Annotated in this window: 8 protein-coding genes; 6 read left to right on the top strand and 2 right to left on the bottom strand. The window is 71.0% G+C overall.

Annotated features, from left to right (window positions below):
- The first annotated feature begins 6 nt into the window (after positions 1-6).
- A complete protein-coding gene (locus tag ACF07N_RS16250) occupies positions 7-1,008 on the top strand; it encodes an endonuclease/exonuclease/phosphatase family protein (RefSeq protein WP_392113018.1) in 1,002 nt (333 codons plus the stop codon).
- A 66-nt stretch (positions 1,009-1,074) separates the two neighbouring features.
- On the opposite strand, the gene ACF07N_RS16245 is transcribed toward ACF07N_RS16250, so the two are convergent.
- Positions 1,075-3,150 carry a PhoX family protein gene (locus tag ACF07N_RS16245; protein ID WP_392113015.1) on the bottom strand — a complete coding sequence of 692 codons (2,076 nt, stop codon included), beginning with the start codon at positions 3,148-3,150 and terminating at the stop codon, positions 1,075-1,077.
- A gap of 280 nt (positions 3,151-3,430) precedes the next feature.
- On the opposite strand from ACF07N_RS16245, the gene ACF07N_RS16240 reads away from it, so the two are divergent.
- The 4 genes from ACF07N_RS16240 to ACF07N_RS16225 all read left to right on the top strand — a co-directional run bounded on the left by ACF07N_RS16240 (position 3,431) and on the right by ACF07N_RS16225 (position 8,468).
- Positions 3,431-5,266: a VWA domain-containing protein gene (locus tag ACF07N_RS16240; protein ID WP_392113012.1), complete on the top strand. Its 1,836-nt coding sequence runs from the start codon at positions 3,431-3,433 to the stop codon at positions 5,264-5,266.
- A gap of 93 nt (positions 5,267-5,359) precedes the next feature.
- Positions 5,360-6,976 (top strand): methionine--tRNA ligase, encoded by a 1,617-nt coding sequence (gene metG / locus ACF07N_RS16235; protein ID WP_392113009.1) that lies wholly within the window; start codon positions 5,360-5,362, stop codon positions 6,974-6,976.
- Between the two features lie 127 nt (positions 6,977-7,103).
- Positions 7,104-7,469, top strand: a complete 366-nt coding sequence (locus ACF07N_RS16230) for a PH domain-containing protein (RefSeq protein WP_392113006.1) — start codon at positions 7,104-7,106, stop codon at positions 7,467-7,469.
- A 96-nt stretch (positions 7,470-7,565) separates the two neighbouring features.
- A complete protein-coding gene (locus tag ACF07N_RS16225; RefSeq protein WP_392113003.1) occupies positions 7,566-8,468 on the top strand; it encodes a hypothetical protein in 903 nt (300 codons plus the stop codon).
- Between the two features lie 69 nt (positions 8,469-8,537).
- Here the strand turns inward: ACF07N_RS16225 and aspS are convergent, their stop codons facing one another.
- On the bottom strand, positions 8,538-10,301 hold the full coding sequence (gene aspS / locus ACF07N_RS16220; RefSeq protein ID WP_392113000.1) for an aspartate--tRNA ligase: 1,764 nt from the start codon (positions 10,299-10,301) through the stop codon (positions 8,538-8,540).
- A gap of 156 nt (positions 10,302-10,457) precedes the next feature.
- Between aspS and ACF07N_RS16215 the strand changes: the two genes are divergently transcribed.
- Positions 10,458-12,599 (top strand): SpoIIE family protein phosphatase, encoded by a 2,142-nt coding sequence (locus tag ACF07N_RS16215; protein ID WP_392112997.1) that lies wholly within the window; start codon positions 10,458-10,460, stop codon positions 12,597-12,599.
- The last annotated feature ends 12 nt before the right edge of the window (positions 12,600-12,611 follow it).

Genomic DNA, 12,611 nt, shown 5'->3' with positions numbered 1-12,611 from the left:
CGGGCCTTGGACACCGCCGCTGCCGAGTGGACCGCCGTCGACGACGGGCCGGAGCACCGCCCGCCCGGGCGGCGCCTCGCCGCCTGGTGCGCCGGCCTGCTGTGCGTGGCGGTGAGCGTGGTCGTCGGCTTCCGGGCGGCCGACAGCGACGGCGTCACCCCCGTCCCGCAGCTCCTCGCCTTCCTCCCCTGGCTGCTCGTCCCCACGGCCCTGGCGCTGCTGCTCACGCTGCTGTCCCGCTGGTGGACGGGCACAGCCTGGGGCGTTCTCCTGCTCGGCCTGCTGGCCTGGTACATCGAGCCGTACGGCACGACCGACGCCCCCGCGGGCCGCCCCGTGGCCGGCCTGCGCGTGCTGACCTCCAACGTCGAGTTCGGCCAGGGCACGGCCTCCCTCGTCACGGCCGTCCGCCGCGAGAAGCCGGACGTCGTCTTCGTCCAGGAGTGCGACCACGACTGCGACGCGCGGCTGAGGACCGGCCTCGCGCGGGACTTCCCGCACCGCCGGGCCGTCGAGGGCGGCGGCTCGGAGGGCTCGGTCATCCTCAGCCGCTTCCCGCTGAGGCCCACGGCCGGTGTCCGCGGCACGATGGGCATGCCCGGGGCGGTCGCCGACGTCGACGGGCACGCCGTACGGCTCCAGCTCGCCCACCCGATGCCCCCGCTGCCCGGCCAGGTCGACCTGTGGCGACGGGAGCTGGACGCCCTGCGCAAGGCGGCCGCGTCCGACCGCGGCACCCCGCTGATCCTGGCCGGGGACTTCAACGCCTCCCAGGACCACGCCGCCTTCCGCCGCATCCTCGACACGGGGCTGCGCGACGCCTCACGCCTGGACGGCGCCGACCGCACGGCCACCTGGCCGGCCCCGACGGCCCCCACCCTCGGCGTGCAGATCGACCACGTACTGCTCTCGCGCGACTTCGCGGCCGACCGCACCCGGATCCTGGACCTGGCCGGCACGGACCACCGGGCGGTGGTCACGGACCTGACCCTGCACGCGTCCCGGTGACGGGGAAGGGGGACGCCCCACGGACGCCCCCCTTCCCGTCTCCCGCTGTTCGCGCGGAGAGCGGGCTCAGACGCCGATGTCGCGGCCGTCGGCGCGCCACACGGACACCACGGCCGGGCGGACGTACGTCCCGGGGCCGTCGGGCCAGGTGCTGGCGGGCTTCTCCACGGAGGCGCCGTCGATCTCGCCCGGGTGCTGCACGGCGACGAGCACCCGCCGCTCCTGGATGATCGGGCCGCAGGTCTCGGCGCCCTTCGGCACGGTCAGGAACTGCTTGAGCTCACCGCGCCGCTCGCCCCGGGTCGCCACGCCGAACAGGCCGTCGTGCGAGCCCAGCTGGGCGCCGTCGGTGGAGATCCACAGGTTGCCGTACGGGTCGAAGGCGACGTTGTCGGGGCACGAGATGGGGCTGACGCCGTCCTTCGGGAAACCGGCGAAGTAGGTCGCCGGGTCGTCCGGGTCACCGGCGACGAGGAACAGCGACCAGGCGAACTTCGTGCTCTCCGGCCGGTTCCAGCGCTCGGTGAGCTCCAGGACGTGCCCGTGCTTGTTGGCGTGGCGCGGGTTGGCCTCGTCCGCCTTGGGGTTGGAGCCGACGCCCCGGTTGGAGTTGTTGGTCAGGGCGACGTACACCTTGCCGGTGACCGGGTTGGGCTCGATGTCCTCGGGGCGGTCCATCTTCGTCGCGCCGACCTTGTCACCGGCGAGCCGCGTGAAGACGAACACCTCCTCGGCGGTCATGCCCTCGACGTGCGAGACGGCGCCCTTGGCGGTGGCGGTGGCCAGCGGGATCCATTGCCCGCTGCCGTCGAACTCCCCGTCGGCCGGCAGCTTGCCCGTGCCGTCGATCTCGATGGCCGGGGAGTCGCCGGTGAGCTTGGCGACGTACAGCGTGCCCTCGTCGAGCAGGGAGAGGTTGTGCTCGCGCACGGCGCGCGACGTGCCGTGCTTCATCCGCTTGCTGCTGACGAACTTGTAGAAGTAGTCGAACCGCTCGTCGTCACCGGAGTACACGACCGGCCGGCCGTCGTGCGTCAGCCGCACGGTCGCGGCCTCGTGCTTGAAGCGCCCGAGAGCGGTGTGCTTGCGGGGCGTGGACTCCGGGTCGTACGGGTCGAACTCCACGACGTACCCGAACCGGTGCACCTCGTTCGGCTCCTGGGCGACGTCGAACCGCTTGTCGAACCGCTCCCACTTGCGCTCGGTGGCCCCGGTCCCGATGCCGTAGCGCTTGTCCGTCGCCCGGCTGCTGTTGGCGAAGTACTGGTTGAAGTTCTCCTCGCCGTGCAGGGTCGTGCCCCACGGGGTGACGCCGCCCGAGCAGTTGTTGAGGGTGCCGAGCACCTTGGTGCCGCTCGGGTCGGCGGAGGTCCTCACCAGGGCGGAGCCGGCGACGGGGCCGGTCAGCCGGAACTCGGTGGTGGCGGTGACACGCCGGTTGAGCCGGTGCCGGGGGACGGCGGTGAGCTTGCCGCTCCCGCGGTCCTCCTCCACGACGACGGCGGACAGCCCGTGCGCGGCCCAGGCGATCTCGGCCTGCTCGCGGGTGGGGTTGGCGGCGTCGTACCCGCGGAACATGAGTACCTCGTCGGTGTACTCGTGGTTCGCGACGAGCAGCTGCCGGCCCCGCTCGCCCGGCAGCGGGAGCAGCGCGAGGAAGTCGCAGTTGTACCCGAACTGCCCGGCCTGCGCCTTGGCGCTCTGCTTCTCCGGGTCGAACGCGGGGGCACCCCGCAGGATCGGCTCGCCCCACCGGATGACGACGTTCTGCCGGTAGCCGTCCGGCACGGTCACGGCGTCGGCGGTGTTGGGCGCGACGGGCGCGAAGCGCAGGCCACGCGCGCCCCTGGACTTCCGCGCGGCCTCACGGGCGGCGTCGGCCGGCACGGCACCGGCCTGCGGGGCCTGCGCGACACCCACGGCGCCCGCTCCCGCGGCGGCCACGGTCACGACGGCCGCGGCGCGCATCATCGAACGGCGGCTGAGGGCACCGGCGATCACATCGCCGACGTACTCGTTGGAGCTGGTGTTGGGCACCTCGTGGAAACAGGCGTCACCACACCGGAAACGACAGGTCATGGCGGACCGGCCGCCAGGATGCGAATCGGACGGCGTTCCGATCAACGGCAGCAGCTTGCGCACTGTGTTCTCTCCTTGGATGCCCTGGGTGTCAGCGTGACCGTAGGGGCACATACGTGCGGGAGCCGGGCGCCCCGATGAACAACGAGTGAACCCATGGCTGCCGTACGGGGGTTGCGTCTCTTCAGCGCGGCGACACCTGAGCAGGCCGGATGTGCCCCTTGACAGCGAGAATCTCGCGTAGCAGACCCTGCCCAAGATCACCCAGGAGGGCCGCTAACCTTACGTGTCCGTCCTGGCCAGGGATTGACGGGCTTCAACTCACGCGAAGGGTTGCGCGCACATGGGCATTCTCACTCGGTTGCGGAACGCGTTCGGACGGTCCCGCAAGTCACGGACCGCCGAGGCGGAGGGTGCGGCGCCCACGACGCAGGCACCGGCCGAGCCCACCACCCCGGAGGCCGCCGCGCCGCGGGTCCCGTCCCCCTCCCCGGAACCCGGCCCCGCCCCCACGGCGTCCGTCCCCGAACCCCGCGACGAACACGACCTGGTGTCGCTGGCGTTCGACAACGTGACGGTGCCGCGTCCGACGCGATCGGGCGAGAAGCCGTCGTCCACGACGCCGGAACCGGTGAAGGAGCCCGAGCCGGCCGCCGAGCGGGAGCCCGAGCCCATCGAGGAACCGGTTGCCGCCGAGCGGGAGACGGAGCCGGTCGGAGAAGCGGTGGCCGCCGAGCGGGAGTCCGAGCCGGCCGGGGAGACGGTGGCCGCCGAGCCGGAGGTTGCCGAGGAGCCGAAGGCCGCAGAAGCGGACCCCGCCGGGGAGCAGGCTGCCGCGAAGCCGGACATCACGGTCGAGCCCGCCCCGGCGGAACCGGTGGCTGCGGAGGACCCGGTGGTCGCGGAGAAGGCCGAGGCCACGGACACGGAGGCGCAGCCCGAGCCCGCGGAGGCGGCTGCGCCGGAGGCGGATACGGCCGAGCAGGCGGAGCCGAAGGCCGAGCCGCAGGCGAAGGCGCCGGAGGCCGAGACCGAGACCGAGGCCGAGGCCGAGGCCGAGCCCCGCGCCGAGAACCCGAAGGCCGAGGCCCAGGCGGCGGCGACGGAGTCCGAGACCGAGGCCCAAGCCGAGAACCCGAAGGCCGAGCCCCAGGCTGCGACGACGGACACGAAGCCGGAGCCGGAAGCCGAAGCGGAGACCGAGCCGCAGGCCGAGGCCGAACCCCAGGCCGAGAAGTCCGCGGAGCCGGAACCGGCGGCCGAGGCCGAGCAGGCCCCCGCACCCGCCCCCGCCCCCGCACCCGAAGCCGCACCGGCATCCGCCGAGGACGACACCCCCGCCTCCGAGCCCGCAGCCGCCGACGGCGACGAAGCCCCGCAGGGGCCACCCGCAGCCGACGACGAGAGCCGCACGGGTGGTGCGGGTGGGAACGACACGGCCGAAGGCGAAGCCGAGGCCGAGGGTGACACCGAGGGCGACACCAAGGCCAAGCCCGCCCTCACCCTCGCCCAGCTGAAGTCCCGAGCCCCCGGCCTGGCCACCGCCTACCGCGCCGCAGCCACCACCCTCGAGACCCACGACCTCACCGGCACCCGCGCCAAGGTCTACCTCGTCCTGGACCGCTCCGCCTCCATGCGCCCGTACTACAAGGACGGCTCCGCCCAGGCCCTCGCCGAGCAGACCCTCGCCCTCGCGGCCCACCTCGACCCCGAGGCCACCGTGCCGGTCGTCTTCTTCTCCACCGAACTCGACGGCACCGGCGAGATCACCCTCACCGACCACGAGAACAAGATCGACACCCTGCACGCCTCCCTCGGCCGCATGGGCCGCACCAGCTACCACGCCGCGGTCGAGGCGGTCCTCGCCCACCACGACAAGGTGACCACGAGCACCCCGGGCACCCCCGGCACCCCCCGCACCCCCGCCCTGGTCGTCTTCCAGACCGACGGCGCCCCGGACGCCAAGACCCCCGCCACCCAGGCCCTCACCGAGGCCGCGAAGACCCACCCCGCGGTCTTCTTCTCCTTCGTCGCCTTCGGTGACCCGGAGAACAAGGCCTTCGACTACCTCCGCAAGCTCAAGACCCCCAACACCTCCCACTTCCTCGCGGGCGAGACCCCGCGCGAGCTCACGGACAAGGAGCTCTACGAGGGCGTACTCGCGAACTGGCGCCCGTAGACCCCCGGGGGGGGTGGACGGCGCACCCCACAGCCCGTCCACCCCCCGAAACGCGTGTGAGTCGATCTTCAGCCGCCCAGTAGGATTTCGACCATGGCGGCCACTGGATCCGAGAAGCAGGGGGCGAAGGCGTACTACGTCTCGACCCCCATCTACTACGTCAACGACGCTCCTCACCTGGGCCACGCCTATACGACCGTCGCAGGCGACGTGCTCACCCGCTGGCACCGTCAGCGCGGCGAGAAGGTGTGGTACCTCACCGGCACGGACGAGCACGGTCAGAAGATCATGCGCACGGCCGAGACCAACGGGGTCACTCCCCAGGCGTGGGCCGACAAACTCGTCACCGAAGCGTGGAAGCCTCTCTGGGAGCACCTGGAGATCGCCAACGACGACTTCATCCGCACCACCCAGAAGCGGCACACCGACCGGGTCCAGGAGTTCGTCCAGGACCTGTACGACAAGGGCGAGATCTACAAGGGCGGCTACGAGGGCCCGTACTGCGTCGGCTGCGAGGAGTACAAGCTCCCCGGCGAGCTCCTCGACGGCGAGGGCGAGTACGCGGGCCAGAAGCTCTGCCCGATCCACAAGAAGCCGGTCGAGATCCTCAGCGAGGAGAACTACTTCTTCAAGCTGAGCGAGTACGGCGAGAAGCTCCTCGCCCACTACGAGGCGAACCCCGGCTTCATCCAGCCCGAGTCCGCGCGCAACGAGGTCGTGAACTTCGTCCGCCAGGGCCTTCAGGACCTCTCCATCTCCCGCTCGACCTTCGACTGGGGCATCCCGATCCCCTGGGACGACAAGCACGTGATCTACGTGTGGGTCGACGCCCTGCTGAACTACGCCACGGCGGTCGGCTACAACGAGAACCAGGCGAAGTTCGAGGAGACCTTCCCGGCCGACGTCCACCTGGTCGGCAAGGACATCCTCCGCTTCCACGCGGTGATCTGGCCCGCGATGCTGATGGCACAGGGCCTCCCGCTCCCCGGCAAGATCGCGGCCAACGGCTGGCTGATGGTCGGCGGCGAGAAGATGTCGAAGTCGAACCTGACCGGCATCAAGCCGCAGGACCTGACCACGCACTTCGGCGTGGACGCCTACCGCTGGTACTTCCTGCGCGCGATCGCCTTCGGCCAGGACGGCTCCTTCTCCTGGGAGGACTTCTCCGCCCGGTACACGAGCGAGCTGGCCAACGACTACGGCAACCTCGCGTCGCGTGTCGCGGCGATGGTCGGCAAGTACTTCGGTGGCGAACTGCCGGCGTCGGGGGCCGACGGCGAGGCGGAGCGGGCGATCCACGAGGGCCTGGCCAAGGCGGTCAGCGAGGCCGACCGGCGGATCGGCGAGGAGCTGGACTTCCAGGGCGGCATCCTGGCGGTCTTCGACTTCGTCAAGCAGGTCAACGGCTACATCACCGAGCAGGAGCCCTGGAAGGTCGCCAAGGACACGTCCGACGAGGGCAGGGCCCGCCTGGCGACGATCCTCTACACGGCGGCGGAGTCCCTGCGCGCGGTGGCGGTGCTGCTCAACCCGGTCATGCCGGAGACGTCCCAGAAGCTGTGGGACTCCCTCGGCGCGGAGGCCTCCCTCGGCGCCCTGGCGGACCAGCGGATCCAGGAGGCCGGCGACTGGGGCAGGCTCCCCGCCGGCACGACGGTGACCAAGGGCGCGGTCCTCTTCCCGCGCCTGGAGGAGAAGCCGACGGCGTAACAGCCGTAACACGCTCGCTACAGCACGGGGCCCGGGAGAACGAGAGCCTTCTCCCGGGCTCCCTGCTTTGCGAAGATCCCCCTGAGGACGGCCGAAGGGCCGACCCGACTGACAGGGGGAACCACCGATGGCACTGTTCGGCAACGCGCACACCGTGAAACCGGCCTCGGCCCAGCAGGACTACGCCCGCCTGCTCGGCCACGGCGAGCAGGTCCACGCCGCGTTCCTGCTCATCCGCGACACGATCCTCTTCACCGACCGGCGCCTGATCCTGGTCGACAAGCAGGGCATCACCGGCAAGAAGGTCGAGTACCACTCCGTCCCCTACCGCAGCATCACCCATTTCTCGGTGGAAACGGCGGGCACCTTCGACCTGGACGCGGAACTCAAGATCTGGATCTCCGGCACCCCCACCCCCATCGAGAAGACCTTCACCAAGGGCGTCGACATCTACGAGGTCCAGGCCATCCTGACCCAGTTCGTGGCGCGGTAGCCCTTCACACAAGGGGAACGTTTTTGCCGCTCTCGAAAGAGTGAACGCACCTCTCCCGGCCCGCATCACCGCGTTCGGCGGCCCTACGTTGCCCGCATGGTCACATCCACTCATGAGACCTCGCACCGGATCTTCCAGGACCATCCGGAGGTTCTCTTTCCCGTCTTCGAGGCGCTGGGACTCCCGCCGCCCGTGAAGGCGACGATCGAGGCGCTGACACCCGACGCCACGGAGATCAAGCCGCTGGAACGCCGGGTGGACACGGTGCTGAGAGTCGAGCCGTCGGACGGCGACGGCTTCCTCCTCGCCATCGAGGCCCAGACCGGCAAGGTGCGCGGCAAGGGGCTCAGCTGGTCGTACTACGTGGCGTACCTCCATGCCAAGTTCGGGCTGCCGGTGCTGCTCGTCGCGGTGTGCAGGAACCGGCCGACGGCGGCCTGGGCGGCCGGGCCCTTCGAATGCCGCGTCGGTACGTGGACGTCCCAGGCCACGCGGCCGTTCGTCCTCGGTCCGGACAACGTCCCGGAGATCACCGACGAGTCGCTGGTCGCCCGGGCGCCGGCAATGGCCACCTTCTCGGCCATCGTGCACAGCGAAAGCGAGAACGCCCCCGCCATACTGGACATGCTGGCCCGCGGAATGCGGTCGTTCGACGAGGCCACAGCGAAGTACTGGTGCGAGTGGCTCGAAGTCGGACTGGAGAACACTCCGGTCCGGGAAACCTGGAGAGAGCTGGAGAAGATGGTCGCCACTTACTTCCCGGGCAGGGGAACCCTCTTCGAGCAGACCTACCTCGAAGGCAAAGCCGAAGGCATGGCCGAGGGCAAAGCCGAAGGCACGGCTGGTTCCATCCTCCGTGTGCTCGAGAAGCGCGGTGTTCCCGTCGCCCCCGACACACGCCAACGCATCGCCTCCGAAACCGACCTCGACACCCTCACCCGATGGTTCGACCGGTCCCTGACCGTCGCGACCGCGCAGGAGATCTTCTCCGAGGAGTGAGGCGCGGGGTGCTGGACACGGCAGTGGCCCGGAACCGGCGTCGGTTCCGGGCCACTCACACGATGCGCCCTACTTCGGCTGCGGCTTCCGCACCGACAGGTGCAGCTCCTTCAGCCGGGCCTCCTCCAGCTCCGTCGGCGCGCCCATCATCAGGTCCTGGGCGTTGCCGTTGAGCGGGAAGGCGATGGTCTCGCGGATGTTGGGCTCGTCCGCGAGGAGCATCACGATGCGGTCGACGCCGGGGGCGATGCCGCCGTGCGGCGGGGCGCCGAAGCGGAAGGCGCGGAGCATGCCCGCGAACTTCTCCTCGACGGTCTCGCGGTCGTAGCCGGCGATCTCGAACGCCTTGAGCATGATCTCCGGCTCGTGGTTCCGGATCGCGCCGGAGGACAGCTCGACGCCGTTGCAGACGATGTCGTACTGCCAGCCCAGGATGTCCAGCGGGTCCTGGGTCTGCAGGGCCTCCAGACCGCCCTGCGGCATGGAGAACGGGTTGTGCGAGAAGTCGATCGCGCCGGTCTCCTCGTCCTTCTCGTACATCGGGAAGTCGACGATCCAGCAGAACCGGAAGACGCCCTCCTCGAAGTGCCCGGCGCGCTTGGCCGCCTCGACCCGGACCGCGCCCATGATCTTGGAGACCTCGTCGAACTCGCCCGCGCCGAAGAACACCGCGTGGCCGGCGGCGAGGGAGAGCCGCTTGGTGAGCTCCGCGACGTTGTCCTCGGTGAGGAACTTCGCGATCGGGCCGGACAGCGAGCCGTCCTCACCGACGCGGACCCAGGCCAGGCCCTTGGCGCCCTGCGAGACGGCGTAGTCGCCGAGCTGGTCGAAGAACTTGCGGGGCTGGCCCGAGACATCCGGCACCGGCAGGGCACGCACGTGCTTGCCGGCGAAGGCCTTGAACTCCGAGCCCTCGAAGATGTCGGTGATGTCGACGAGTTCGAGCTGGGCGCGCAGGTCGGGCTTGTCGGAGCCGTACTTCAGCATCGCCTCGCGGAACGGGATCCGCGGGAACGGCGAGGTGACGTGGCGGCCGCCACCGAACTCCTCGAACAGCTCGGTCATCAGCTTCTCGACGGGCTGGAAGACGTCCTCCTGCTCGACGAAGCTCATCTCGATGTCGAGCTGGTAGAACTCGCCCGGCGAGCGGTCGGCGCGGGCGTCCTCGTCGCGGAAGCAGGGCGCGATCTGGAAGTAGCGGTCGAAGCCGGAGATCATCAGCAGCTGCTTGAACTGCTGCGGGGCCTGCGGGAGGGCGTAGAACTTGCCCGGGTGCAGTCGGGAGGGGACGACGAAGTCGCGGGCGCCCTCGGGGGAGGTCGCGGACAGGATCGGCGTCGCCATCTCGTTGAAGCCGAGCGCCGTCATCTTGTGCCGGATGGCGGAGATGACCGCCGTGCGCAGCATGATGTTGCGGTGCATGCGCTCGCGGCGCAGGTCGAGGAAGCGGTACTCCAGGCGCCGCTCCTCGTTGACACCGTCCTCGGCGTTGATCGTGAACGGCAGCGGGGCGGCCGCGCCGAGCAGTTCGACCTCGCCGACCTCGACCTCGACCTCACCGGTCGGCAGGTCGGGGTTGACGTTCTCGGCGCCGCGGGAGACGACCTTGCCGTCGACGCGGACCGTCGACTCCTTGGAGAGCTTGTCGAGAGCCTCGTAGGCGGCGGTGCCGGGACGGGCCACGAGCTGCGTGATGCCGTAGTGATCGCGCAGATCGATGAAGAGGATGCCGCCCAGGTCGCGCCGATTGTGCAGCCAGCCACTCAGCCGGACGTCGGTGCCGACGTCAGAGGAGCGGAGCTCGCCGCAGGTGTGGGACCTGTACCGATGCATCGTCGTTCATCCAGTCTTCGCTGATCGGGGTCTGTGTTTCACGTGAAACTGGTCCCCAGCGTACCGGGCAGGTGACGATCGGCTCTCCCCCGTTGTCATCGCGCACGGGTCCGCCTTCGGTGGCAGTGTTCGAGCGCGTCTTCTTAAAGTAGGGCAATGCGCACTGGCGAGCCCCTGCCCGCCGTGGGGGAGGCACTGGCCGCCCTCGCGACCGGCCTGTGGCACTGGGACACCGCCACCGGGCTGGTCACGGTCGACGCCGAGGCGGCACGGCTGCTCGGGCTGCCCGCCGAGCAGGTCACGCTCACCGAGGCCCAGGCCCGGGCCCGGCTGCATCCGGTCGACTGGAACGAGATCACCGGCGTGGTCCAGCTGGCCGTCGCCGAGGGGACCCTCGCGGAGGTGCGCATCCGGATCATGGACGAGCAGGGCCGGGTCGTCCGGGTCGTCCGCAGCCGCTCCAAGCCGGCTTTCGACCGGGCCCGTAAGGCGTACATCCTGCTCGGCACGCTCCAGGAGGTCACCGAGCCCACGCCGGGCACCCCGGCCGGGCGCAGCGCGGTCACGGGTGACTGGCGGCGCTCGCGGGAGGCGTTCCTGCTGGACGCGGGCCGTGCGCTGGCCGAGGCCCGGTCCACGCAGGAGGTCCTGCGGGTCACGGCGAACCTGTCGATGCCCGGGTTCTCGCCGGACGGGCTGGCGGTGTTCGGCGTGGAGGGCGACCGGCTGACGATCATGGGCCATCACGGGCAGCAGCGGGGCACCGAGAGTCCTTTCTCGGACATGCCGCTGGACACGGACTACCCGGCCGCCGAGGTGGTGCGGACCGGCCGGGCCGTGTACCTGTCCTCGCCCGAGCAGTACAAGGCCCGCTATCCGCTGACCTGGCCGCTCGCCGAGCGGTTCGGCCGCCGGTCCTGGGCGTTCCTGCCGCTGACCGTGGCCGGCCGCACGATGGGCGCGTGGATGGCGGCGTTCACCTACCCGGTGGCGTTCACGCCGGACGAACGGTCCGTGCTGGCGACGATCGCCCGGATGCTGGCCCAGGCGCTGACCCGGGCGGGTGTGGCCGAGAGCGAGCGGGCCCTGACCGACGGGCTGCAGCGCACGATGCTGCCGAGGCTCGGCTCGCAGCGCATTCCGGGCATGAGCGTGGCCGCCCGGTACGTCCCCACCGGTGGCGGACTGCAGGTCGGAGGCGACTGGTACGACGTGATCCCGCTGCCCAGTGGGCGGTTCGCGCTGGTCGTCGGGGACGTCCAGGGGCACGACGTGCGGGCGGCGGGACTGATGGGCCAGCTGCGCATCGCCCTGCGGGCCTACGCCTCGGAGGGCCACCGCCCGGACGCGGTGCTCTCCCGCGCCTCCCGCTTCCTGCACGGCATCAGCGACGAGGACCCCTACGACCCGCGCTTCGCGACCTGCGTCTACGTGGAGGTCGACCCGGCGTCGGGGCTGCTGGACATCGCCCGCGCCGGGCATCCGGACCCGGCGATCCGGATGGCCGACGGCACGGTGCTGACCCGGCCGACGTCGGGCGGCCTGCCCCTGGGCATCGACCCGGACGCGGACTACCCCACGACCCGGCTCGCGCTGGAGCCCGGCGAGACGCTGCTGATCTGCACGGACGGCCTGATCGAGACCGGCGGCCACGACCTGGACACGGGCTGGCGGCGGCTGCGGACGATCCTGGAGGAGCACAAGGGCGATCTGGAGGAGCTCGCCGACACCCTGGTGCAGGCCGTGCACGGGCCGTCCTCGCACCACACCACCGGCCCGCTGGCGGACCGCCGCGAGGACGACATCGCGGTGCTGCTGCTGAGCAGGGACGGCGGGGGCTGCGGCTGCGGCGACACCCTGGCCGAAGGCCCGCCGGTACGGCGCTCGGTGCTGACGGTCGCACAGGCCGAACCAGAGCGGATCGCGGTGGCCCGGCAGCACCAGCGGGAACTGCTGCACGACTGGGCCTGTCCCGACCAGGTCGACTCGGCGGTGCTGCTGCTGTCCGAGCTGCTGACGAACGTCCTCGTCCACACGGACTCCGACGCCCTGCTCGTCGCCGAGATCACCGGCGAGGTGGGGGAGCGGCGGCTGCGGATCGAGGTCACCGACGCGGGCGACGACCTGCCGCACAAGCGCAGGCCCGGGGAGCTGGCGTCCTCCGGCCGCGGCCTGGTCCTGATCGAACTGCTCGCGCACGCCTGGGGCGTCGACCCGCGCGGCGAGGGCAAGAGCATCTGGTTCGAGCTGTACGAGTCGGTGGACGGCTCGGGGGACGGCTCCTGGTCGTCGCCCTGACGCCCCCTTCGT

Origin of the sequence: Streptomyces sp. NPDC015242 (assembly GCF_043079125.1) — a bacterium.
Taxonomy (GTDB): domain Bacteria; phylum Actinomycetota; class Actinomycetes; order Streptomycetales; family Streptomycetaceae; genus Streptomyces.
The sequence above is the reverse complement of the archived record's forward strand: the minus strand, read 5'-3'. Positions and strand labels throughout refer to the sequence as shown.

Excerpts from the sequence above, each read along its gene's own strand:
- aspS (WP_392113000.1), bottom strand. The coding sequence starts at position 10,301 with ATGCATCGGTACAGGTCCCACACCTGCGGCGAGCTCCGCTCCTCTGAC.
- ACF07N_RS16230 (WP_392113006.1), top strand. The coding sequence starts at position 7,104 with ATGGCACTGTTCGGCAACGCGCACACCGTGAAACCGGCCTCGGCCCAG.
- metG (WP_392113009.1), top strand. The coding sequence starts at position 5,360 with ATGGCGGCCACTGGATCCGAGAAGCAGGGGGCGAAGGCGTACTACGTC.
- ACF07N_RS16215 (WP_392112997.1), top strand. The coding sequence starts at position 10,458 with ATGCGCACTGGCGAGCCCCTGCCCGCCGTGGGGGAGGCACTGGCCGCC.
- ACF07N_RS16225 (WP_392113003.1), top strand. The coding sequence starts at position 7,566 with ATGGTCACATCCACTCATGAGACCTCGCACCGGATCTTCCAGGACCAT.
- ACF07N_RS16240 (WP_392113012.1), top strand. The coding sequence starts at position 3,431 with ATGGGCATTCTCACTCGGTTGCGGAACGCGTTCGGACGGTCCCGCAAG.